The organism is Chryseobacterium sp. (assembly GCF_029240215.1).
GTDB lineage: Bacteria > Bacteroidota > Bacteroidia > Flavobacteriales > Weeksellaceae > Chryseobacterium.
Genome location: NZ_JARBTK010000001.1, coordinates 185738 through 209171, shown reverse-complemented (window position 1 = coordinate 209171; position 23434 = coordinate 185738). Strand labels below are relative to the sequence as shown.

Annotated in this window: 22 protein-coding genes; 15 read left to right on the top strand and 7 right to left on the bottom strand. The window is 32.1% G+C overall.

Annotation, left to right across the window (positions count from 1 at the left end; all coding sequences use genetic code 11):
* Window positions 1-269: 269 nt before the first annotated feature.
* Window positions 270-1676 (bottom strand): hypothetical protein, encoded by a 1407-nt coding sequence (locus K0R77_RS01015; protein WP_300346340.1) that lies wholly within the window; start codon window positions 1674-1676, stop codon window positions 270-272.
* Between the two features lie 275 nt (window positions 1677-1951).
* Here K0R77_RS01015 and K0R77_RS01010 point away from each other — a divergent pair, with 275 nt between their 5' ends.
* The 7 genes from K0R77_RS01010 (at window position 1952) to K0R77_RS00980 (ending at window position 10194) form a co-directional block, all read left to right on the top strand.
* Window positions 1952-3760 carry a hypothetical protein gene (locus tag K0R77_RS01010; RefSeq protein ID WP_300346339.1) on the top strand — a complete coding sequence of 603 codons (1809 nt, stop codon included), beginning with the start codon at window positions 1952-1954 and terminating at the stop codon, window positions 3758-3760.
* Between the two features lie 694 nt (window positions 3761-4454).
* The gene (locus K0R77_RS01005; protein ID WP_300346338.1) at window positions 4455-5084 is read left to right on the top strand and encodes a TetR/AcrR family transcriptional regulator; all 630 of its coding nucleotides are present in this window, start codon (window positions 4455-4457) and stop codon (window positions 5082-5084) included.
* Between the two features lie 88 nt (window positions 5085-5172).
* Window positions 5173-6258 carry a DNA polymerase III subunit gamma/tau gene (dnaX, locus tag K0R77_RS01000; RefSeq protein ID WP_300346337.1) on the top strand — a complete coding sequence of 362 codons (1086 nt, stop codon included), beginning with the start codon at window positions 5173-5175 and terminating at the stop codon, window positions 6256-6258.
* A gap of 116 nt (window positions 6259-6374) precedes the next feature.
* On the top strand, window positions 6375-6875 hold the full coding sequence (locus K0R77_RS00995; RefSeq protein ID WP_300346336.1) for a hypothetical protein: 501 nt from the start codon (window positions 6375-6377) through the stop codon (window positions 6873-6875).
* Between the two features lie 368 nt (window positions 6876-7243).
* On the top strand, window positions 7244-8326 hold the full coding sequence (locus tag K0R77_RS00990; RefSeq protein WP_300346335.1) for a chorismate mutase: 1083 nt from the start codon (window positions 7244-7246) through the stop codon (window positions 8324-8326).
* 197 nt (window positions 8327-8523) lie between these two features.
* Window positions 8524-9450 carry a ribosome small subunit-dependent GTPase A gene (gene rsgA, locus K0R77_RS00985; protein WP_300346334.1) on the top strand — a complete coding sequence of 309 codons (927 nt, stop codon included), beginning with the start codon at window positions 8524-8526 and terminating at the stop codon, window positions 9448-9450.
* Between the two features lie 327 nt (window positions 9451-9777).
* A complete protein-coding gene (locus tag K0R77_RS00980) occupies window positions 9778-10194 on the top strand; it encodes a nucleoside-diphosphate kinase (RefSeq protein ID WP_300346333.1) in 417 nt (138 codons plus the stop codon).
* Between the two features lie 399 nt (window positions 10195-10593).
* Here the strand turns inward: K0R77_RS00980 and rpe are convergent, their stop codons facing one another.
* On the bottom strand, window positions 10594-11244 hold the full coding sequence (rpe, locus tag K0R77_RS00975) for a ribulose-phosphate 3-epimerase (RefSeq protein ID WP_300346332.1): 651 nt from the start codon (window positions 11242-11244) through the stop codon (window positions 10594-10596).
* 90 nt (window positions 11245-11334) lie between these two features.
* Window positions 11335-12411 (bottom strand): M42 family peptidase, encoded by a 1077-nt coding sequence (locus K0R77_RS00970; protein ID WP_300346330.1) that lies wholly within the window; start codon window positions 12409-12411, stop codon window positions 11335-11337.
* Window positions 12412-12463: 52 nt separating this feature from the next.
* Between K0R77_RS00970 and K0R77_RS00965 the strand changes: the two genes are divergently transcribed.
* Complete coding sequence (locus K0R77_RS00965; RefSeq protein WP_300346328.1) at window positions 12464-13171, top strand: DUF4294 domain-containing protein; 708 nt, start codon at window positions 12464-12466, stop codon at window positions 13169-13171.
* Between the two features lie 21 nt (window positions 13172-13192).
* On the opposite strand, the gene K0R77_RS00960 is transcribed toward K0R77_RS00965, so the two are convergent.
* Window positions 13193-13609, bottom strand: a complete 417-nt coding sequence (locus K0R77_RS00960) for an NUDIX hydrolase (protein ID WP_300346327.1) — start codon at window positions 13607-13609, stop codon at window positions 13193-13195.
* A 124-nt stretch (window positions 13610-13733) separates the two neighbouring features.
* Complete coding sequence (mnmD, locus tag K0R77_RS00955) at window positions 13734-14408, bottom strand: tRNA (5-methylaminomethyl-2-thiouridine)(34)-methyltransferase MnmD (protein WP_300348278.1); 675 nt, start codon at window positions 14406-14408, stop codon at window positions 13734-13736.
* A gap of 84 nt (window positions 14409-14492) precedes the next feature.
* Between mnmD and K0R77_RS00950 the strand changes: the two genes are divergently transcribed.
* From K0R77_RS00950 to K0R77_RS00940, 3 genes are all read left to right on the top strand, one after another.
* Window positions 14493-15566, top strand: coding sequence for a branched-chain amino acid aminotransferase (locus tag K0R77_RS00950; RefSeq protein ID WP_300346326.1), 1074 nt, complete (start codon window positions 14493-14495; stop codon window positions 15564-15566).
* 280 nt (window positions 15567-15846) lie between these two features.
* Window positions 15847-16359: an FKBP-type peptidyl-prolyl cis-trans isomerase gene (locus tag K0R77_RS00945; RefSeq protein ID WP_300346324.1), complete on the top strand. Its 513-nt coding sequence runs from the start codon at window positions 15847-15849 to the stop codon at window positions 16357-16359.
* A gap of 79 nt (window positions 16360-16438) precedes the next feature.
* Window positions 16439-17476 (top strand): peptidylprolyl isomerase, encoded by a 1038-nt coding sequence (locus tag K0R77_RS00940; RefSeq protein WP_300348275.1) that lies wholly within the window; start codon window positions 16439-16441, stop codon window positions 17474-17476.
* 476 nt (window positions 17477-17952) lie between these two features.
* On the opposite strand, the gene K0R77_RS00935 is transcribed toward K0R77_RS00940, so the two are convergent.
* The gene (locus tag K0R77_RS00935) at window positions 17953-19755 is read right to left on the bottom strand and encodes an ABC transporter ATP-binding protein (protein ID WP_300346321.1); all 1803 of its coding nucleotides are present in this window, start codon (window positions 19753-19755) and stop codon (window positions 17953-17955) included.
* 125 nt (window positions 19756-19880) lie between these two features.
* Window positions 19881-20384 (bottom strand): hypothetical protein, encoded by a 504-nt coding sequence (locus K0R77_RS00930; protein WP_300346317.1) that lies wholly within the window; start codon window positions 20382-20384, stop codon window positions 19881-19883.
* A 159-nt stretch (window positions 20385-20543) separates the two neighbouring features.
* Between K0R77_RS00930 and K0R77_RS00925 the strand changes: the two genes are divergently transcribed.
* From K0R77_RS00925 to K0R77_RS00910, 4 genes are all read left to right on the top strand, one after another.
* Window positions 20544-21119, top strand: a complete 576-nt coding sequence (locus K0R77_RS00925; protein WP_300346316.1) for a hypothetical protein — start codon at window positions 20544-20546, stop codon at window positions 21117-21119.
* Window positions 21120-21252: 133 nt separating this feature from the next.
* A complete protein-coding gene (gene tcmP, locus K0R77_RS00920; protein ID WP_300346315.1) occupies window positions 21253-22353 on the top strand; it encodes a three-Cys-motif partner protein TcmP in 1101 nt (366 codons plus the stop codon).
* Window positions 22353-23078, top strand: coding sequence for a DUF5131 family protein (locus K0R77_RS00915; RefSeq protein WP_300346314.1), 726 nt, complete (start codon window positions 22353-22355; stop codon window positions 23076-23078). The genes tcmP and K0R77_RS00915 overlap by 1 nt, the downstream gene beginning before the upstream one ends.
* Before the next feature lie 83 nt (window positions 23079-23161).
* Complete coding sequence (locus tag K0R77_RS00910; protein WP_300346313.1) at window positions 23162-23407, top strand: hypothetical protein; 246 nt, start codon at window positions 23162-23164, stop codon at window positions 23405-23407.
* The last annotated feature ends 27 nt before the right edge of the window (window positions 23408-23434 follow it).

Here is a 23434-nt window from a genome sequence, read left to right as displayed (position 1 = left end):
GACAAATGTAGGAGGTGATTTGTTTAAACTGAAATATTTTGATGATTTCTAGTCTAAATATGATACTCATTAGATACTTTATGACTTATGATCAATATTTTTGATTAATTTACAATACAGAAAATGTAAATTTCTGGAAATAATTTTTTTTTCTGATTCTAATTTCTGAAGTGAAAATTGATTTGATGTGGTTGAATGTTCAATAACTAAAAGCCATTATCATTTAATTAATGATAATGGCTTTTGGATGTCTGATAATATATAATGAATTAAATATTATCTATGAATTGATAAATATCTTCGTTTGCAGGAATTTCTAATTTTTTTCTGATCCGGTACTTTTTATTTTGTACTGTACGCGTTTCTATGAAGGTATACTGCGCAATTTCTTTGGTTGTTAATTTAAGTTTTAAAAGTGCACAAAATTCAATTTCGGATTGTTGAAGATCAGAATTGATGTTTAATAATTTACTTGAAAATTGAGGGAAAATATTTTCAAAAGTAAACATAAAAGATTCATCCTTATTTTTGACCAAGGTGATCAATTGGCTGTAAGTTTCCTGTAAATTAAGATCAGTTTCCTTCTTGTTTTTTCTTTTAAATATATACATGAAAAATCCGAAAACAGCTACGAGAACAATAAAAGCAAGTCCAAAAAGAAGCAATTTTTGAGAACTGTTTTCATCTTCTTCAATCTTCTCTTTTTCAATTACTTTTTGAAGCGAGTTGTACTTACTCTGTAAAATATTTAAGTCAAGCTGTTTCAGTTTTTGCTGATAATAATCTGCACTGTCTTTATTTTTTGTCTTCGCGTAAATTTCCTGTAAAGCTGTATAAATATTGCTCTTATTTAGTTCAATGCCATTTTTTTGACTGATTGAAAGTGCTTTATGAAAATTAGCAATTGAAGTTTTAAAATCACCTTTAGACTTCATTACCTCACCCAAAACAATATAATTAGAAACCATCGTTTTGTCGTTCGAAAAATCTTTAGGTTTTAGTTCTATAGATTTTTTCACATAATAATCTGCAGAATCTATATTGTACTGAATATAGATATTGGCAAGATTAGAATAATTTAAATATTGAAAATTGGCATATTCTTCCGGATCCGTAAGTTCTTTTCCGCTATTTATTTCTTCAAGAATTTTTTTTGCAGCTTTTCTGGGTTCATTAATGTCGAGATAAATATTTGAATAACTGTTAAGTATATTGGCTTTTGCGTAGAATATTTTTTTAGACTTAGACTGATCTTTTTTCAAAATATCGTAGGCGTTATTGAGATAAGTAATCGCCTTATCATGAAACTTGTTGATGGAGTAAGTTTCAGCCAGATAAATATTTGCCATTGCTTGATAATAAGAATCCCCAAATTCACGAGATTTTATTTGCAAATTTTCTGTAGAAATAATAAGACTGTCTGTAAGATTTTTGCTGTAAAAATAACGGCATTTTCTGTCAAGAAGTTTCATTTCAGAAAGAGAATCTTTTAAAATGTGCGATTCATGTAATAATGCCCCGATTTCCCGATATGCATTATCTATATTGGTGGTAAAAAGCTTAGAATTTTTGGCAACTTTTTCTCTGAATTTTTCTACATGAGCAGATTGTTGAGCTTTCAGAAAAACACTCAATAAAATAATTAAATAGGTAAATTTCAGAAAAACCCTTCGCATTTTATCCGATCAGATTGTAATTTAAATGATTTTTTGTGAAGTGTGGTGCTAATTTACTTAAAAATTATTCATATCAATACTATTTATCATTATAATGTATAAAAATGATAAATAACAGATTTTTTACTTTTTAAATAGTATTGATTGCATAATTCTTTTTTAAATTATAATTTTACGAGACCATATTAAGGATATTAATAAGGTGTCAGGTTTTCAGATCATTTAAACTTTCATTTAATCAATGAAAGATGATTTTATTTATATTTAATTTAAAAATGATTAATAAACCTTTACACAGCTTTCATATTCCGGTAATGGGACTGGCTTACACGATCGATTCTCCGATACGGGTTGCACAATACGGGATTTCTTCAGTAATATCTATAATTGATGATGAGATTATAGAAAAGATGAAAAATTTTTATAATAAAAAATTTAATCTCAATTATCCTGAAATTTCAATAAAAACAGATGATTATCGCGCTAAAAGAATTACAGAGTATCTCGATATGGTTGATGATATCGTCAACGAAAAATTCAAAATCTTCAAACAGGAAATTTCAAAAAATACCGAAGCTTTAAAACACTTTATCAACATTCTTCCGAATACTTCAGAAATCAAAACGACACTTCAGAATCTTTTGGAAAACAGAGATTATTTTGGATGTCAGATTAAAAATTTTATCGAAAAAAATCTTGTTCCCGGAAACATCGACGTTAATATTATGACGAAAGTTGATAAGGATAATTTTATTAAAAACCAACAGCTTCCCGTTATATACAATGATGCACACGCTTCTTTAAGGGGGTTTGCCAAAAGCAAACTTTCGTCTTCAATGGTTTTGTCTGCGGGTATGAATCCTCGTTTGTATACTTATATCGAAGAATTTGATGACTTTTTCCCGGATAATGAAGGTGTTTTAAAAAAGAAAATCATTTTAAAAGTAAGTGATTTTCGATCTGCGATGATTCAGGGAAATTTTTTGGCAAAAAAAGGATTGTGGATTTCTGAATACAGAATAGAATCGGGTTTAAATTGTGGTGGTCATGCTTTTGCCACTGAAGGTTTGCTTTTAGGCCCGATCATGGAAGAATTTAAGCAAAAAAAATCTGAATTGATAGATTCTGCGTATTCTTTAATGGTCCCGGCTTTAGAACAGAAAGGAAAATTTGTCCCTTCAGAACCATTAGAGATGAAAATCACGGTGCAGGGCGGAGTAGGAACTTCTGAAGAGCATGATTTTTTGCTGAAAAATTACCTTGTTGACAGTGTTGGTTGGGGTTCTCCTTTTCTTCTTGTACCAGAAGCAACGTCTGTAGATGCAGAAACCCGAAATTTATTGGCTCATTCAAAGGAAGAAGATTTTTATCTGAGTCATATTTCTCCTCTCGGAGTCCCTTTCAATACGGTAAAAGGTACATCTAATGAAGTTTTAAAAAACCAGAAAGCAGCCAAAAACAAATACGGAAGTTCGTGTCCGAAAAAACTATTAGCTTTAAATAAAGAATATTCTTCACAAGGAATTTGTACGGCTTCTAAAAAATACCAGGAAATCAAATTGAACGAACTTGAACTTCAAAAACATGAAATGACCAATCTTCAGTTTAAGAAAAAAGAAAAAGAGATTACCGATAAATCGTGCCTGTGCGTAGGATTGGTGAATTCTGCATATATCGAAAACCATCTTCCTGTAAAGGGAGAAAAGCAAGGAGTTGTCATTTGTCCTGGCCCGAATCTTGCCTATTTTGATAAAGAACTTTCGCTTTCGGAAATGGTAAAACATATTTACGGAAATTCAAATGTGATTACAAATGAGCGTCCTCATATATTCATTAACGAACTTAAAATGTACGTAAGGCATTTACAAAAAGAAATAACAGATTTTTCAGGAAATTTGACCAATGCACAAATCAAAAAATGGAACATATTCAAGAGTAATCTTCTTAATGGAATTGAGTACTATCAAAAACTTTTTGCCTGCTCAGAATTTTTCAGAAACGATTACAAAAATATTAAAAATCAACTCGACGAGAGTGAATTATCGATTTTAAATATTGAAATTCCGGAAATTCTAAAAGCTTAAAAGAAAATAAAAATCAACAATAGCTAAATAAAAATCAGAAATTCATATGTGATCTGGTTGAGAAAAAAAATAAATCGAGTATTAATAGCATATTAACCTTGATTATATAATAATTGAGGTTTTTTTGTGAATAAAGTAAATATAACTTTATATTTGTATAAATTATATTATGCAAGTTCTTTAAATAAAAATAAAAATTAATTTGTATTGATTCAAAATATAAACACTTTGAGAATTGATTCCAAACTTATAGTTACTTTTGATAAAAAAAGAAAACTGTGAATTTTATTATTAAACTTATTTGGTATAATTTTAGAGGCTAAAAAAAATATTTAAAATAAAAAAATTAATATGTAAATTTACTTTAGCAGTTCTCTTGTAATAGTGAATCGCAATATCAGTTCTGATGATAACTATTTTTTTAATAGCTTTGCTGATGTAGTGCAGAGGTATATTGCAAATATTTATTTTTATGAATAAATATTTTAGAGTTTAGCCAAATCCAAACAAATATTAATATCGTAATTATTATAAGTCTTTTCAAAAAAGTGGGAAATCTACAGTTCCGGATAGCTTTTTGATAAAAGAATGGTGATGAATAAAGAAATACGATTAAACGTTTTCTTTAGAATTTACTTTTTATTTTTAAAATAAAAATAATTAATTGCTTCATTGCAGTTTTAAATAATAAACGATGCCTAGAAAAGTTGTACAAGGTCCTATCAGGGATAAAGAAAAAACCAAACAAAAACTGCTGAATGCAGTTGGAAAAATTTTGAAAACTAAAGGTTATTCAGGATTAATGGTAAGTAAAATCGCTGCCGTTGCGGGTTTCGATAAAAAACTAATTTACGAATATTTCGGAAGTACAGATAAGCTTATTGATGAATACATCAGATCACAGGATTATTGGAGCAGGGTAGATGAAAAAGAGATGAATGTAGATCTTTCTGACGGTGGAAAAGAAATGTCAAAAATGGCTTTGCTTAATCAGTTTGAGAGCCTAAGAAAGAATAAAGAACTTCAGAAAATTATTGTATGGGAGCTTTCAGAAAGCCGCCCGATTTTGAAAAAAATATTCGAACAGCGCGAAGAAGTGGGTGAAGGCTTATTCAAAAACATCACTGATCCGCATTTTGGCGAAAAATCTGAAGAATACAGAGCAATTACTGCTTTACTGGTTGCAGGGATTTATCATCTTAATCTGTATACTGCATACAACGGAACCACTTTCTGCGGAATAGATACCAAAACCGAAGACGGAAGAAAGAAAATTGAGAAAGCGATTGTTGATATCATAGATTTTGCATATCAGAAGAAATAATTATTTTTTACAAAAGTTAAGCTTAGGTTTTATTCAAATTTGAAATTTTATACTTTCAGATTAAAACTATATTTCTTACTTTTGGGCTATGGAAAATTTCATCGTATCTGCAAGAAAATACCGTCCGCAACAGTTTGACACCGTTGTTGGGCAATCTCATATTACAGATACTTTAGAGCATGCTATTGAAGAAAATCAATTAGCACAGGCTTTGTTATTCTGCGGTCCACGTGGAGTAGGAAAAACAACCTGTGCCCGAATTTTAGCCAGAAAAATCAACGAAAAAGACGGTTCAGTTTCAGAAGACGGATTTGCGTATAATATTTATGAATTAGATGCAGCTTCTAATAACTCTGTTGATGATATTCGTGAATTGATTGATCAGGTGCGTTTTGCGCCTCAGGTTGGTCAGTACAAAGTGTATATTATTGACGAGGTACATATGCTGTCATCTGCAGCTTTTAATGCATTTCTGAAGACCTTGGAAGAGCCTCCCGCTCATGCGATTTTCATCTTGGCTACAACTGAAAAGCATAAAATTATTCCTACGATATTATCTCGTTGTCAGATTTATGATTTTAAAAGGATCACCATTCTTGATATTCAGGAACATCTGAAAGGAATTGCTGAAAAAGAAAACATCAAGTACGAAGATGATGCCTTATATCTGATTGCCCAAAAAGCAGATGGAGCTTTAAGAGATGCGCTTTCAATTTTTGATAGATTATCTACTTTCTCTCAGAAAAATATTACTTTGGCAAAAGCTGCCGAAGTTCTCAATATTTTAGATTACGATCAATATCTGAAAATTGTAGATTTTGCAAAAGAAAATAAAATTCCGGAAGTGCTTTTTGCCTTTAATGAAATTGTAAAAAAAGGTTTTGATCCGCATATTTTCATTGCAGGTTTGGGGAACCATTTCAGAGATTTGATGATGGCTCAGAATGCTTCAACAATTGATCTGATAGAAGTTGGCGAACAAACGAAAACAAAATTTGTAGAACAGGCTCAAAAGTGGAATGCTCAGCAATTGATAGATGGCATCGAGATTTGCAACCATGCAGATATTAATTATAAAAATTCTAAAAATCCGAGGCTTACAGTAGAGATTGCTTTAATGCAATTGGCTTCTCTAGCGGCTGTTGGAGACGTTGCTAAAAAAAAAAGTTTATAATATTAGCTCCATTTCTTCATGAAAAGCAAGAGGTAAAGTTACCATCAAAAGCTGAAGAAAAGAAAGAGGAGATCATAGTAAACACAGTTGTTGCTACAACAGAACCGCCTGCAGAATTGACGATAAAAACGGCTTCAAAACCATTATCAAGACCAAAGATTTCATCAGGTTTCAGCATCAATTCTTTTATCAATAAAGAAGATAAGCAGGAAGTCGAAGAGACTGTTGTAGTTAAAAATGATCATTTGCAGGAACATCATTTCACAGATACCGATCTTCAGGCAGAATGGAATCTCCTGCTCATGCAGTTGCGTACTAAAGAACCTTTCGTTTTTAATGCCATTAAATCTTTTAAATTAGTAAAGGTCAGCGAAAAAGTGATCCAGGTTTTGTATCCTTCTGAGTCTGCAAAAGCTGAATTTGATAAGATAAGCGGTGAATTTTTTAATCATTTTAAAAGAAAAGTAAATAATTACACAATTGAATTTGATTATAAAAAAGATCACGAAAATCTTAAAATTGAGGTAGTTACAAAGAAAAAGATATTCGAGAAATTTGTAGAGATCAACCCATTATTGAAAGATCTTGATGATTTAATGAAGTTTGATTTGACTTAATTTTATATATTTGTCAAATGTTTTTGCTGAAATGTTGTTTTTCAGGAAAATATTTACTTAAAAAAACTAGAATTAGACATTCTCAATTTCAAAGTGGAAAAATTATTATTCCCATATCTGTCTACTTTTGCACCTGCTGATTTTTTTAGCAGTTATTTTAGTTTTTCATCTTTTTATTATAGAAATTTCAGAACGTATTATCGATTTTATTGGTATAGCTAACTGAATTTCTTTCTCAAAAAATACAGGAAAATCAATCATTTTCCATTTCATTACATTTTTGTATCAAATTTTTTGAAAAGAATTATAAAGCAACTTTATAAGGCTTTGTCATTGAATATAAATTTAAATAAATAATACTTTACAATATGAACTTAACAGAATTAAAAAACGACTGGATCAAAGAGTTTCCACAACCGATGATGATTGCAGGACCATGCAGCGCAGAAAGCGAAGCCCAAATGTTGGAGACCGCAAAAAGAATAAAAGATACCAAGGCTCAGGTTCCGATTTTTCGTGCCGGAATCTGGAAACCACGTACGAAACCCAATGGTTTTGAAGGGGTTGGAGTAATTGGTTTAAACTGGTTAAAAAAAGTAAAACAAGAATACGGATTTAAAACTGCTACCGAAGTTGCCAATGCGCATCACGTTGCAGCAGCTTTGGAAGCCGATGTAGATATTCTTTGGATTGGTGCGAGATCAACGGTAAATCCTTTTACGGTGCAGGAAATCGCAGAAGCTTTAAAAGGAACTGAGAAAACAGTTTTGGTTAAAAATCCTGTGAATCCGGATTTAGCTTTATGGATTGGTGCTTTGGAAAGACTTCTGGGACAAGATATTAAAAATTTAGGCGTTATTCACCGTGGATTTTCAACTTACCAAAAAACAAAATACAGAAACAATCCGAACTGGCAGATTGCTTTGGATTTTAAAAGCCAATTTCCCAATATTCCGATGTTGGTAGATCCTTCACACATTTGCGGAAACAGAACCGGTTTGGCAGATATTACACAGGAAGCTTTAAATGTGGGCTACCAAGGTGCAATTATTGAAACCCATTCTAATCCTGATGAGGCATGGAGTGATGCTTCTCAACAGATTACCCCGGAAGTTTTGGCAGAATTAATTTCAAATCTAAAAGTAAGAAATTCCGGTTTGGCAGGTTTTGATAATGAAATGGGAAGACACAGAACATTGATTTCCGATATTGATTTTCAAATGATTGAATTGCTTTCTCAAAGAATGAAAATTTCGGAAAAGATTGGTAAGCTGAAGAAAGAAAATGATATTGCGATCTTCCAGCCGGAACGTTGGAAAGTGATTACGGAATATGCTGTACAAAAGGCTAAAGAAACAGGAATGTCACAAGATTTTATAGAAAAAGTTTTTAAAGCGATTCATGAAGAGTCTATTGAGAAACAAAATAATATCATGATCGACAGAAAGTAGAAAAGGAAGTTGTGACAGGATTTAGAATTGATAAATAAATATATTGTTTGTTATTCCGGAGGAATCTAAACTTCGAGATGAATAAAAAAATCTTGTCGAGATTCCTCCGGAATGACAAACTTTGTGGTAATATAATTCCAGATATAAACTAAATCCTGTTACCTTAATCCTAAATTCTTATCTTTGCATTCATATATATGAAAGGAAAAATCATTAAATCTACAGGAAGCTGGTATCAGGTTTTGGAAATGGAAACCGGAAAAATTTTTGAAGCGAGAATTCGTGGAAAATTTAAGCTGATCAAAACCAGGCTGACCAATCCTCTTGCTGTGGGTGATTTTGTCGAATTTCAATTGGAACAGGATGATATTGCATGGATCACGAAAATCGATCCTCGTAAAAATTATTTGATCAGAAAAGCTGTTAATCTTTCGAAAGAAGCACATATTATTGCTTCAAATATTGATTTGGCTTGTTTTATTTTTACTTTAAAACATCCTGAAACATCTTTCGGTTTCTTAGACCGTTTTCTTGCCTGTTGTGAAGCTTACAACATAAAACCTCTAATTCTTTTCAATAAAATTGATGTTTTAAATGAAGAAGAAATAGAAGTAGTGAAGGATATTCAGTTTCTCTATCAGGAAATTGGTTATGACAGTTTGGAAATTTCATCTTATTCTAAATTAAATCTGGAGGATTTACAGGAGCTTCTTAAAAATCAGACTTCAGTATTCTTTGGTCATTCTGGCTGTGGAAAATCAACTTTGGTCAATGCTTTACAACCTGATTTGAATCTTCGTACTTCAGAAATTTCAGATACTCATCTTAAAGGAAAACATACCACCACTTTTGCTCAAATGCATTTTTGGCATTTTGGCGGAAATGTTATTGATACTCCCGGTGTAAGAGAGTTTGCAATGATTGATATTGAAAAAGAAGAAGTGCAGCATTATTTTCCTGAAATCTTTAAAAAAAGGAAAGAGTGCAAATTTCATAATTGTATGCATATCAACGAACCCAAATGTGCTGTTCTTGATGCCTTAGAAACAGGTGAAATACAACATTCCAGATATTCAACCTACATCAAACTGATGGAAGAGGCTGAAGAAAATTCTCAAAACTAAATTTATACTCGAAAAATGATCTGATTTTATTCTATTATTTACAATAGAATTGATGCTTTGCGTTTATGATATTTGAGTTGATTTAATTTTACGAAATATGTAATTTTATGGAGTAATTTTTGCAAATAAAAAAACCCAGCCGAAGCTGGGTAAAAACTAATAACCATGAAAACTCAAATTAAACATGAGAATCGAAATAGTAGTTGCAATTAGTATGCCAAAAAGCATCGGTGATTTTCTTAATAAAAGTTATTTTATGTTAAAATTAAATTAAAATTATAGTTTAGATATTTTTCGTAATTTTGTGCATTCAAAAAATATACATTTATGTCAAACATTACATTCACTATGATTAAGCCTGATGCGGTTGCTGATGGGCATATTGGTGCGATTTTAGGGAAAATTTCAGAAGGAGGTTTCAAAATCAAAGCTTTAAAATTAACTCAGCTAACAGTTGCTGACGCAAAAAAATTCTACGAAGTACATGCTGAAAGACCATTTTATGGAGAATTAGTAGACTTCATGAGCTCAGGACCAATCGTTGCTGCGATTTTAGAAAAAGACAATGCTGTTGAAGATTTCAGAACTTTAATCGGGGCTACAAATCCTGCTGAAGCTGCTGATGGAACAATCAGAAAAATGTTTGCCAGAAGCATCGGAGAGAATGCTGTACACGGTTCAGATTCTGATGAAAATGCTCTAATCGAAGCACAATTTCATTTTTCAGGAAGAGAGATTTTCTAAGCAAAACTCTTCGAAATAAAAAATCCGGAAATTATTCCGGATTTTTTCGTTTTATGTCAATATTTCGTTTTTTCATGACATTTAGTCAATATAAAATAACTCAATATATTTTTTTAAATTATTTGTTTTGATTCTAAATAATTAATAAAATGTTTGTCAAATCCTTAATCATACATCAATATGGTTTCTTTGTAGCAAAAATATTTTTTATATAATAAAAAATTCCGTGTTTTTACGGATGTTTTTGCTTTAAAAAAAAATCCATCTTTACAGCAGTTAAAATAAAAATCAAATTAACAATTAGGCATCGTTAACTGAGCATTATTAACTAAGAAAACTAATAACCATTATACTCTTAACTTGAGAACAAAGGGCAGCTTTTATGAGCTGCTTTTTGTTTTATACTTTTAATAGCTCAATAGTTCTTTCAGGATTATCAGCGGAGAATACTGCATTGCCTGCAACCAAAACATCTGCTCCGGCTTCAAAAAGTTTAGAGGCATTATCAAGATTTACACCGCCGTCAATTTCGATCAGTGCTGTAGAATTGTTGCTTAAAATTAAATCTTTAGTTTCTGCGATCTTTTTGTAAGTGTTTTCAATAAATTTCTGACCTCCAAATCCTGGATTTACACTCATTAATAATACCAAATCAACATCAGCAATGATATCTTCAAGCATTAGAACGGGAGTAGATGGATTCAATACAACACCTGCTTTTGCGCCTTTACTTTGGATTAGGTTGATTGTTCTGTGAAGATGCGTACATGCTTCATAATGTACAGAAACGAGGTCTGCGCCATACTCAATGAATTCTTCAACATATTTTTCGGGTTCTACAATCATCAAATGAACATCTACAAACTTTTTAGCATGTTTCTGAACGGTTTTCATTACCGGAAAACCAAATGAAATGTTAGGAACAAATCTTCCGTCCATGACATCGATGTGCAACCAGTCAGCTTGTGAATTATTCAGCATTTCAATGTCTCTTTGCAGGTTCCCAAAGTCTGCAGATAAAAGGGAAGGAGCAATTAGCTTAGTTTTCATTTTTACTTTTATACTTAATATTAGATTTTAGAAAAACAAAAGAACAAAGAATTTTAGATCTTAACTCTTTGTTCTTTTGTCTGATGTCTGTTAATGATACTTCAGTTTCATTTCAGGTTTTATATTCAAAAGTGTTTCGTAGATCAATTGAATTACGTTCCCTACATCTTCTTTTGAAACCATTTCTACTGTTGTGTGCATATAGCGCAAAGGTAAAGAAATCAATGCGCTTGGTACTCCTCCGTTTGAATGTGCAAAAGCATCGGTGTCAGTTCCTGTAGCCCTGCTCGCTGCTGCTCTTTGGTAAGGGATTTCTTTATTTTTTGCAGTATCAATGATTAATTCTCGGATAATGTGATGAACACTTGGAGCAAAGAAAACAACGGGACCGTTACCGCATTTTTGATCGCCTTCTTTTTTCTTTTCAATCATCGGAGTTGTTGTATCATGTGTTACATCTGTAACGATGGCGATATTGGGCTTAATGGTGTCAGCAATCATATCTGCGCCATAAAGACCTACTTCTTCCTGTACTGAATTCGTAATGTAAAGACCAAATGGAAGCTCTTTTTTGTTTTCCTTTAAAAGTCTTGCAACTTCTGCAATCATAAATCCACCGATTCTGTTATCTAAAGCTCTGCAAACAAAATAACGGTCGTTCATTTCAAAAAATTCGTCAGGATATGTAATCATGCATCCGATAAAAATTCCTAAATCTTCTACTTCCTGTTTTGTTGTAGCTCCGCAATCGATAAAAATATTTTCGATTTTAGGTGTCGGTTCGTCCTGATTGGCACCTCTCGTGTGAATTGCAGGCCACCCGAAAACTCCTTTTACAATTCCTTTTTCACCGTGAATGTGAACAATCTTTGATGGCGCAATGGTTTGATCCGAACCACCATTTCTGATCACATAAATCAATCCGTCGTCTGTAATATAATTGACATACCAGGATATTTCATCTGCATGAGCTTCGATCACAACCTTAAAATCGGCTTCAGGATTGATGATTCCGTAGCAGGTTCCGTAATGGTCAACTTCTATTTTATCAACATAAGGAGTGATGTAGTTCATCCATACTTCCTGACCTCTGTGTTCGTATCCGGTTGGTGATGAAGTGTTTAAATATCTCTCTAAAAATTTCAAAGATTTCTTTTCAAATTTCATATTAAAGGAATGATTTTTGCAGTTAAGTTTCGTTATAATACGCGTAAAAATAATGAAAATTCATAAAATCACCTTTCTTTTTCTTTTCTTTTTTAGTGCTATGATCTTTGGGCAGCAAAGGGATTCCGTTATTGCAAAGGCTTTAAGCCAATATCCTCAGGATGAATTGAAAACGGACGAATTTGGAAATAAATACTATTACGATGAAAGACAAAAAGCAAAAATTTATGAGATCAATGGTGAGACAGTAGTCGTGATGGATGAGCTAATACTTCTTAATAAGCCCAAATTCAATAATCAGCTGGATAAAAATTATTATCTTTTTTTAAATAAAAAATTATACAGGGTTTATCCTTTATTTTTAACTGCTTTGCAACAGTACAGAGATATTCAGAAAGAAATGCAGGTAATGGATACTGCAGCTAAAAGAAAGTATGTAAAAGACCGACAGAATATGCTTGCAGATCAATATGAAAAACAACTGAGAGATCTGACGACAACTGAAGGGCAGGTTTTTGCGAAATTGATGAATCGTGCTACAGGTAAAAATGTTTTTGAGATTGTAAAAGAGTTAAGAGGCGGTTGGAGCGCATTCTGGTGGAATGTAAAAGGAAAACTCGCAGATATAGATTTAAAAGATCAATACAATCCACATAAAAACAGAACAGATGAATTTTTAGAATCTTTGCTACAATCTAATTGGAATTCAGGTTATTTACAGCCTTATCCCGGAGCAAAAGATTTTAAAGTTTCCAAATAAAAATAAATTCCTGTAATGCACTTACAGGAATTTTTCTTTTAATTTATCAAAAACGATTTTATCAATTGGTAAAGTGAAAGGATTGATTTCAGTATCAATCGGAAGCCATTCGGTTCTTTCGATACAAGGATCAAGTATCAGGAAATCTTCCTCATTGATGATTTTAACCATATAATATATAGTAAGCAATTGCTCATTCTCCCGAAAACGCGACACCAAAAAATCTTCTTGAGTATAAAGATGCTCTACGATTTCTATTTTTACATTAAGTTCCTCATCAAACTCACGGTGAAGACAGTCTGTCAAACCTTCACCAAGTTCCAATCCGCCACCCGGGAATTTTAATAAGGGTTGTCCTGCATATTCTTCAAAAAGAGTAAGGACTTTGTTGTCTTTTACTGCACAAGCATAAACTCTTACGTTGATCTTGTCTATCATATTTAATATTTTGTAAAGCTAAAATAGGGAAAATAGTTAAAAGTTACGAGTTATAAATTAGGAGTTTTGAAATAAGCATTGATGATTTAGAGACTTTAATTAATTTATAATCATCATTCATAACTTACAATTTTACAGCATTGATCATTTCTCTTTTTCCGGGTGGTCCTTGTTTTTTCTCTACCTTAAAATTAAGCTCTTTCAAAATCCTTCTGACACTTCCTTTAGAAGAGTAGGTTGTTAACAGTCCGTTTACACTCATTTTCCCGGAAACCATTTCAAATAAAGGTTTTTCCCAGAGATCAGGTTGTACTCTTGCGCCGAAACAGTCGTAATAAACAAGGTTAATCTTCGGTAAATCAATGTTTTTCAGACCAAAAAAGTCACACTGTATTTTTTTGAGATTAAAACCTTTAATGATTTCTGCTGGTTTTTCCCAATCAGTCTGATGAATTTTTTGATAAATATTTTTTAATTCTGGGTTATCAAAATGATTGAAGTATGCCAAATTTTCTATTTCAGATTCATTTATCGGGTATTTTTCAAGTGTAAAATAATTGATGATATGATTTTTGTCAGTTTTTAAATATTCATTAATTGTAACTAAAACGTTTAAACCTGTTCCAAAACCGAGTTCTAAAATGTTAATTTCGCAATAATTTATTAGATTTAATCCATTTTTGATAAACACGTGTTCTGCTTCCTGTAATGCACCATGGTGTGAATGGTAGTTTTCGTTTAATTCATTGATATATAATGTTTTACTACCGTCGTTTGTGGTTCTGATTTCTCTTTCCAAAGTATTTTTTTTCAAATTTAATGTAAAATTTTTATATTTGAAAAATTATGTTAAATTTGTAGAACATCATAAAAATTTTAAGAAATGATAATTCAAAAAACAGAAAACTCTAGAATTTCTACTTTCGATCCCAATAATTTTTCGTTTGGAAATACTTTCAGTGATCACATGATTATCTGTGAATATGAGAACGGTAAATGGGGCGATGTGAAATTGGTTCCTTACGGTCCTTTATTATTTACGCCTGCCATGATGGGAGTAAATTACGGACAGGCTTGTTTTGAAGGCATGAAGGCTTACAAAGACAATGACGGACAGGTTTTCCTTTTCAGGCCCGAAAAGAATTTTGAACGTATCAATAAATCTGCAAAACGTCTGGCAATGCCGGAAGTTACGGAAGAAATGTTTTTAGATGGTCTTAAAGCATTAGTAAATATCGACAGAAACTGGATTCCTCAGGGAGAAGGAATGTCTCTTTATATAAGACCTCTTATTTTCGCTACAGAAGAAGCTTTAAAAGCGAGAGTTGCTAATAAATATATGTTTGCGATCGTTGCTACACCTGCCAAAAGTTATTATGCAGACCCTGTTTCTGTGAAAATTTCTGATCACTATTCAAGAGCAGCAAGTGGTGGAGTAGGTTCTGCAAAAGCAGCAGGGAATTATGCTGCATCTTTCTATCCGACACAGTTGGCGATGGAAGAAGGTTATGATCAAATTATCTGGACTGATGACGCAACACACGAATATTTTGAAGAAAGTGGAACAATGAATGTTTTCGTAAGAATTAACGATACTATTTATACACCGCCGACTTCTGAGAAAATTTTAGATGGGGTTACAAGAGACAGTTTTATTCAATTGGCGAAAAAAAGAGGTCTTGATATCAAAGTAGAACCTATTGCTGTAAAAGCTGTTGTTGAAGCTCATAAAAACGGAACTTTAAAAGAAGTCTGGGGTGTGGGTACAGCTGTTGTTACTACTGTATTCAAGGCATTGGGATATAAAGGTGAGAAATTAGAACTTCCTACGCTTACTGCTGAAGAAAGCTATGCAGAATTATTGAAAAATGATTTGGTCAACTTACAAAACAATATTACTGAAGATTCATTCGGATGGAGAGTATTGGTGGAAAAAGATGTTTTAGAAACAGCTTAATTTTCAACTAATTCAATAATAATATATTAAAGTCAGGATTTTTCCTGGCTTTTTTCATTTTTCATTTAACCTGCAAAAAAATGTTGAGTAAATATATCTCAATAATTAATCTGCACAATCAGCTTAATTGATGAGAGTTTTAATTTAAAATAACATCTTAAAATAGAGCTCGATCTCAATATTTTCAAAACTGTAAATACAACTTAACGGGTAAAAAAATAATAAATTCATCAAGTTTTGTTAATCATTCCCGAAATGCGTATTTTCGCAAAAGTTTTTTATGAAAAAAATACTTCTCATATCTGTATTAGGGCTTATAAGCTGTAAAAGAAATACTCCGCAGGTTCATCCTCCGGTAGGTGGTGTCCTGAGTAAAAGCGATCTCGATGTTTCGAAAAACCGGATGAAAAATCTCAACACATTAGAGAGACAGCAGATTCAGGATTGGGTAAATGGTCAGGATATTAAATTTTATCCGACTCAACTTAATTATTGGACGACAGTAGACGGATTTGATCAAAGACAGCGAAGACCTGATGATTCTCCGATTTCTTATTCTTATGATCTGTATGATTTTGATCAGACTAAGATTTATGAAAAGCCAATTCAAAGAAATGACGCAAGATTCGGACATTTTGATGAATTGAAAGCCGTAGAAAATGCCTTGAGATATATGAAAAATGGTGAAGAAGTAACCTTGCTTGTCCCATCATCATTGGCTTACGGAACTTTCGGGGACGAAAATAAAATAGATAACGATATTCCTTTAATTATAAAATTAAAAGTTCTATAAAATGAAATTGTTTAACAAAAATATAATTCTGGCAGCTGCAAGTGTTTCGCTGCTAAGTTGTACACCAATTTATAAGAAAATGAACGTAGACAAAGAAACTTACGAAGGGCTTAAAGACGGACTTTATGCTAATCTTCAGACTACAAAAGGTAACTTGATTGTAAAGTTTGAAGACAAAAAATCACCGGTAACTGTGGCTAACTTTGTTGGTCTAGCAGAAGGTAAAATTGATAACAAAGCGAAAGCGAAAGGTGTTCCTTTCTATGACGGAACAATCTTCCACAGAGTGATCAAAGATTTCATGATTCAAGGAGGTGATCCTCAGGGAACAGGAATGGGTGATCCAGGATATAAATTCGAAGACGAAAAAAATGATCTTAAACATACAGGGAAAGGTATTTTGTCAATGGCTAACTCAGGACCAAACACCAACGGTTCTCAGTTTTTCATTACTGAAGTAGCGACTCCCTGGTTAGACGGGAGACATACGATCTTCGGTGAAGTGGTAAAAGGTAACGATGTGATCGATGCGATTGCCAACGTAGAAAAAGGAGCTCAGGATAAACCTAAAACTGATATCGTTCTTGAAAAAGTAAGCATTTTCAGCAAAGGTGACGAGTACAAAGGTTACGATGCTGCGAAAACTTTTACAGAAGGTAAAGCTAAAATCGCTGAAAACAACAAAGCTTTTATCGCTAAGGAAGAGGCTGAAAAGAAGAAAAAAGAAGAAGAATTCAAAGCAAATCAACAGAAAATGGTTGATGACGCAAAAGCAGGAATGCTGGTAACTGAGTCTGGTCTTTATTATAAAATCACTAAAAAAACTGAAGGAAAAGCTCCTAAAGCCGGTGATAATATTTCTGTACATTATGCAGGTAAATTAGTTGACGGAACTGAGTTTGATTCATCATTCAAAAGAGGTGAGCCTCTTGAATTTCCTGTAGGAACCGGAAGAGTAATCAAAGGTTGGGACGAAGGAATTCTTTTGTTAAAAGAAGGAGAAACTGCTACACTTTTGATCCCGCCGGCAATGGCTTACGGTGAAAGAGGTGCAGGAGGAGTTATTCCGCCGAATGCTTGGTTGATTTTTGATGTGGAATTGGTAAAAGTTCCTTAATCGAATTTTTTATACTTACAAAAGCCGTCTCGAAAGAGACGGCTTTTGTATTTTATATTTATTTTTCATAATCATTATTATTCACTCTCTAAGCATTCTTTTTGTCATTCCGGAGGAATCCAAACACAGAAACTAAACTGCCGAGATTCCTCTGGAATGACAAAAAAGATATCATAATTATTTGAGAATAACCTAAACCTTTTATGTTGAAATTTAATCACTTTTTCTTCGACCATTCTTGAGCATTTTTTAATAGAACCTAATCATTTAAATCCTGTTTGTCATTCCGGAGGAATCTCAACGCAGAAACTAACTGCTGAGATTCCTCCGGAATGACAAATAAGATGTTATAATTATTTGAGAATAACCTTATATCTTTTGGGTTGAAAATTTGTCATTCGTAAAAATCTAAACACAAAAAAACTAAACTGTCGAAATTCCTACGGAATAATAAACTTATAATTTATAATTGCCTTTTAAACAGCAGGATTCACCATTTTTCTTTCCCCGATCTGCTGTCTCCACATTGCATAATACAGTCCTTTCAAATCCAAAAGATTTTCATGTGAACCAGTTTCTATAACCTGACCACGCTCCAAAACATAAATTCTGTCTGCGTGCATAATGGTACTTAGTCTATGTGCAATCAATACTGTAATCTGCTCTTTTTCTTCTGAAATATTTTTAATCGTTGACGTGATTTCTTCTTCCGTTATACTGTCTAAAGCTGATGTTGCTTCATCAAAAATCAATAGGTTTGGTCTTCTTAACAGAGCTCTTGCAATGGCGATTCTCTGTTTCTCACCTCCGCTTAGTTTTAGTCCGCCTTCACCGATAACGGTGTCTATTCCGTTATCTGCTCTTTCAATGAGTGTTGTAGCACTCGATTTTTTTAAAGCTAAATCTAAATCTTCTGCTGTAGCATTAGGATTTACAAAAAGTAAATTTTCTTTGATAGTACCTGCAAAAAGCTGAGTGTCCTGTGTTACAAAACCGATCTGATTTCTCAATTCGTCAAAATCAAATTCATTTCCGTTGATATTGTTATAAAAAATAGAACCTTCTTTCGGTCGATATAATCCGACCAATAATTTTACCAGTGTACTTTTTCCTGAACCACTTGGTCCAACAAAAGCGATCGTCTCACCATTATTTACATCAAAAGAAATATCATTAAGAGCTTTGTAAGAAGCACTTTGATGTTTGAAAGAAACATTTTTAAATGCCAGTTTTTCAATTGCTCCAATTTGTTTAGGAGTTTGGGGTTTTTCTTCAATATCTTTCTTCATTAATGTATCAAAGTTATGCAATGATGCCTGAGCTTCCCGATAGGAAATGATAATGTTTCCAATTTCCTGCATCGGTCCGAAAATAAAAAAACCGTAAAACATTAGTGATAAATACTGTCCGGGAGTTACGATATTTCTGAAAATCAGATATAAAAGGGTAAGCGTAATCAACTGCTGCAGAAAATTCACCATCGTTCCCTGAATAAAACTTAAAGAACGAATACTTTTCACCTTTTTAAGTTCTAGTCCTAAAATTTTGTAGGTATTATTGTTCAGACGTTTTACTTCCTGTTTCGTTAAACCCAAACTCTTTACAATTTCTATATTACGAAGACTTTCGGTGGTGCTTCCTGCCAATCCGGTAGTTTCGGTAACGATTGTTTTCTGAATATTTTTAATTCTTTTGCTTAATAAATTGGTGATAAAAGCAATAAGGAAAATTCCCACAACATAAACCGGCATGATTGACCAATGCAAACGGATCGCATAGATCGAAACGAAAATAATACTCACCAGAATTCCGAAGAATATATTGATGAAATTGGTAATAAATTTTACTGAATCTTCTCTTACTTTTGTTAAAATAGAAAGCGTTTCGCCACTTCGCTGATCTTCAAATTCCTGATAGGGAAGTGCCATTGAATGTTGTAGTCCGTCAGTGAAAATGTTGGCCCCGAATTTCTGGGTAATCACATTCACCACATAATCCTGAAATGCTTTGGCAATTCTGCTGATCATTGCAGTTCCTATCAATAATCCCAGGAAGTAAAATGCTCCGTGATAAATATCAGTTCCGTATAAATATTGGTCTAAAGTTCTTGCTGCAACTTTTTCTTTATCAAAATGATTGGGATGAGTAACCAGCTGATCGAGGATATTCCCTGTAATTGCGGGACTGAATAAAGAAAAAACCTGATTGATCGTTGCCAAAACCAAAGACAAAATAAGCAACCATTTGTGTGGTTTTAAATAATATAATAATGTTTTCATTCTTCTAAAAATACTTGGGTGCAAAATTACAGATATAAATCGGATGGATTGCGATATAATATTACATTAAAAACAATATTCAGGATTTCAAAAAACAATCGACAATGCATTTTAGTAATGTAATTTTACTCTTTGATTTGATGTGAAAAATTATATTTCTTCAGCAATCCGTTGAGATATTTTCTGAACGGTTTACTCATTCCGTCCGAAAGATAATATACGTCTTTACCTTTTCCAATTTTGCCCTGATTCTGAGCAGGAATATTCTTGCTCGAACTCAGCCTGTTGCAATCTAAACAAACAGAAACATGAGCAATTGGTTTGTTTTTCAAATAATAAACGATCCCTAAATGAGGTTCAAAACAAGCAGCAGTTCCGCCACCGTAAGATTCTTTGCTCTCCATTTTTTTGTTCAAGATTTTTGTCGTTTCTTCATCTAATATTACTTTCTTTATTACAGTTTTAGATAGATTTCCTTTTTCGTCAATAATAGAAGTACCTATACTTTTCCCACCAGAAAAGTCATACATAACAACTTTGTCAAACTTCAATGTCGAAAATGGTTTTTGCTGACCAAAATATAAAACTGAAATCAGAAGAAATATTCCGAGAATAAATTTATTGATCATTGTAAAATTTAATTTTTAGTAAGATTTAGATAAGATCAGAATTGTCAGATAATTTATTCAAATGTAGCTTTTTTCCCAAAGTATTTGACCGAAATTTTGCATATATTTGAAACCTCTCACCCAAAAGAGAACTTTAATAATACGAAAAAAAAGCATTTTATGAAAACTAAATTAATCACATTCCTATTCATTTTTACCGCATATTTTTCGTTTGCACAGACGAAAGTAAATTCCGAAGATCAGGCGATCAGAAAATCAATCGTTTATTTTGTCAACAGCATTAAATACAAAAAAATAGATCAGTCGGTAAATTCTTTGTATCCTAAGTTTTTTACAGCAGTTTCAAAAGAGCAGATCACTCAGCTTTTGAATATGACGTACAACAATCCGTTTATAAAAATTGATGTGCAGGATATGAAATTCGGAAGCGTAGGAAAACCGGAATTAATTAGTGGTGAATATTTTTCTATTGCCAATTATTACCTTACAATGAAAGGCGACGTAAGTTCTATGAGTGAAGACATGAAAAAGAAAATAGGCGAAATGATGAATTCTAAATATGGTAAAGCCGGTGTAAAATACAACTCCAATGAACAATCATACCTCATTACTGCTCCGATGAAAGTGGTAGCTGTTTCTAAAGATAAAAAAGCATGGAAATTGGTTTTCGCTGATAAGGAATACAAAGCGCAATTGGTGAAAGTGCTTCCGAAGAAGGTTTTGGATAAGCTGTAAACTATTCATTTTAAAACCAAATTATATAAGTTGGTTTTTTTGTTGAAATTCCGTGAAAATACGGATTTCCATAAATAATTAAGATTGTATATTTATTATTTTTAAGATTCAATTGTAATTAAGCACACGACTTATGGGAAGAGATATACACAAAAAGCCATTTGATGAGGGAACGAAGGCAAAGCTTGCTATTTTTAAAGATTATTTAGTTGAATGGTTACCTGTATTTTTAGCTAAAAAAGAAATATACTATCCTACAATTAATATTTATGATTTCTTTTCTGGTCCTGGTTCTGATGGTTACGATAGTCTGGGCACTCCGCTGATAATACTTAAAGAACTAGAGGAGTACATATCAAATATTACAACAAAAAAATTGCAGGTTAATTTATATTTTAATGAATTTGATAAATCTAAATATGAAATTTTAAAAAATACAATCAAAGATTCTAAATATCAAAATTTACCTATATGTATAGAGGTTGATAGTTTAGATTTTAAAGTTGCATTTGACAAAAAGTATCCTGAAATGGGTAAGAAAGGTAATGCTAATTTATTATTTCTTGACCAAAATGGCATAAAGCATATCACAGAAGAAGTTTTTAGTAAAATTGTCAATTTAAAGCAAACAGATTTTTTATTTTTTATTTCCTCATCTACAATAAAACGATTTACGGATCATCCTAATATTTCTCAGCACATTAAGCTAGATGAAAAACAAGTTGAGAAAACGCCATATCATAAAATACATCGATTGGTTTTAGAATATTATAAAAGCTTAATTCCAGAGAAAAAAGAATATTATTTAGCTCAGTTCTCTTTAAAAAAAAATGCAGGACTTTATGGGTTAATATTTGGAAGTGGTCATGTTTTAGGTATTGAGAAATTTTTAATAAGCTGTTGGAATTTAGATAAAGAACGTGGTGAAGCTAATTTTGATATTGATGAAGATAATATAATTCCAGGACAATTAGATTTATGGAGTGGTGAAGTGAGAAAGCCACAGAAAGTTGAACTGTTTGAAACAGAATTAAAGAAAAATATTTTAAATAAAACTTTACAAACAGATAGAGATTTATATTTGTTTACAATAACAAATGGATTTAGAATAATGCAAACTAAGCAGGTCTTAAGAACATTAATAAAAGATAATAAATTGGAAAAAACTAACTTTGATCTTTCAAATAAGATTTGTAGAAAAGACGCAATAATTAAGCAAATAATCTTAAAATAATGGCACAATCTAGTATAGAATGGACAGAAATGACTTGGAATCCTACAACAGGATGTGATAAAATATCTGCAGGTTGCAAATATTGTTATGCAGAAGTAATGTCCAAAAGACTGCAAGCAATGGGATTGGAAAAATACAAAGATAATTTTGAAGTTAGGATTCATGAAGATGCTCTTGGTACTCCCTACACTTGGAAAAATTCTAAAGTTGTATTTGTTAATTCCATGAGTGATTTATTTCATAACGATATTCCTTTAGACTTTATAAAAAAAGTATTTAAGGTTATGAATAATAATCCTCAACACGTTTTTCAAGTATTGACTAAAAGAGCGGAAAGACTTTTTGAATTACATACTGAACTTAAATGGACTCATAATATTTGGATGGGTGTTTCAGTTGAAAATGAAAAAGTAAAACAGAGAATTGATTTTCTTCGATATACAAATGCTAGAGTTAAATTTTTATCATTAGAGCCTTTAATTGGCCCTCTTCCTAATTTAAATCTTGTTAACATTGATTGGGTAATTGTCGGTGGTGAAAGTGGACATCGACCAAGACCTATGGATGCTGATTGGGTTATTGATATTCAAGAACAATGTAAAGATAATGATGTGGCTTTTTTCTTTAAGCAATGGGGAGGGAAAAATAAAAAAGCTGCCGGACGTTTATTAAATGGAAGAACATATGATGAAATGCCTGAAATAGAATTGCAAAGAAGTGTTTAGATAAAAAAATGTACAATATATTTTCCATTCATATTAGTTAGAGACTACATGGATAGAGAAAATGAAATTTTAAAATAAAAATAATGAAAAAACATTTTATAGATAAAGTTAATGTTATAATAGATGGTTCTACTCAAAAAGTAGTAACAATCAGTGGATTAGGATATGATATTAATATTGTTAAGAATAAAGCCATTGAGCTTGTTAAAGTGGAATATCCTAATTCTAAACTTGCGGCAGTAATTTTTGAACACAAAGAAGTTAATATTGAAGAATATAAATCTATAATTGGATCAAATCCTCCTTGGTTAGGTAATCTCGAAAAATAAATAATAAAAACCGCCCTTTTCAGGGCG

Excerpts from the sequence above, each read along its gene's own strand:
- K0R77_RS00935 (WP_300346321.1), bottom strand. The coding sequence starts at position 19,755 with ATGAAAACATTATTATATTATTTAAAACCACACAAATGGTTGCTTATT.
- dnaX (WP_300346337.1), top strand. The coding sequence starts at position 5,173 with ATGGAAAATTTCATCGTATCTGCAAGAAAATACCGTCCGCAACAGTTT.
- tcmP (WP_300346315.1), top strand. The coding sequence starts at position 21,253 with ATGGGAAGAGATATACACAAAAAGCCATTTGATGAGGGAACGAAGGCA.
- rsgA (WP_300346334.1), top strand. The coding sequence starts at position 8,524 with ATGAAAGGAAAAATCATTAAATCTACAGGAAGCTGGTATCAGGTTTTG.
- K0R77_RS01005 (WP_300346338.1), top strand. The coding sequence starts at position 4,455 with ATGCCTAGAAAAGTTGTACAAGGTCCTATCAGGGATAAAGAAAAAACC.
- K0R77_RS00930 (WP_300346317.1), bottom strand. The coding sequence starts at position 20,384 with ATGATCAATAAATTTATTCTCGGAATATTTCTTCTGATTTCAGTTTTA.
- K0R77_RS00960 (WP_300346327.1), bottom strand. The coding sequence starts at position 13,609 with ATGATAGACAAGATCAACGTAAGAGTTTATGCTTGTGCAGTAAAAGAC.
- K0R77_RS00965 (WP_300346328.1), top strand. The coding sequence starts at position 12,464 with ATGAAAATTCATAAAATCACCTTTCTTTTTCTTTTCTTTTTTAGTGCT.
- K0R77_RS00980 (WP_300346333.1), top strand. The coding sequence starts at position 9,778 with ATGTCAAACATTACATTCACTATGATTAAGCCTGATGCGGTTGCTGAT.
- K0R77_RS00990 (WP_300346335.1), top strand. The coding sequence starts at position 7,244 with ATGAACTTAACAGAATTAAAAAACGACTGGATCAAAGAGTTTCCACAA.
- K0R77_RS00925 (WP_300346316.1), top strand. The coding sequence starts at position 20,544 with ATGAAAACTAAATTAATCACATTCCTATTCATTTTTACCGCATATTTT.
- K0R77_RS00910 (WP_300346313.1), top strand. The coding sequence starts at position 23,162 with ATGAAAAAACATTTTATAGATAAAGTTAATGTTATAATAGATGGTTCT.
- K0R77_RS00970 (WP_300346330.1), bottom strand. The coding sequence starts at position 12,411 with ATGAAATTTGAAAAGAAATCTTTGAAATTTTTAGAGAGATATTTAAAC.
- K0R77_RS00940 (WP_300348275.1), top strand. The coding sequence starts at position 16,439 with ATGAACGTAGACAAAGAAACTTACGAAGGGCTTAAAGACGGACTTTAT.
- K0R77_RS01015 (WP_300346340.1), bottom strand. The coding sequence starts at position 1,676 with ATGCGAAGGGTTTTTCTGAAATTTACCTATTTAATTATTTTATTGAGT.
- rpe (WP_300346332.1), bottom strand. The coding sequence starts at position 11,244 with ATGAAAACTAAGCTAATTGCTCCTTCCCTTTTATCTGCAGACTTTGGG.
- K0R77_RS01010 (WP_300346339.1), top strand. The coding sequence starts at position 1,952 with ATGATTAATAAACCTTTACACAGCTTTCATATTCCGGTAATGGGACTG.
- K0R77_RS00945 (WP_300346324.1), top strand. The coding sequence starts at position 15,847 with ATGAAAAAAATACTTCTCATATCTGTATTAGGGCTTATAAGCTGTAAA.
- K0R77_RS00915 (WP_300346314.1), top strand. The coding sequence starts at position 22,353 with ATGGCACAATCTAGTATAGAATGGACAGAAATGACTTGGAATCCTACA.
- K0R77_RS00950 (WP_300346326.1), top strand. The coding sequence starts at position 14,493 with ATGATAATTCAAAAAACAGAAAACTCTAGAATTTCTACTTTCGATCCC.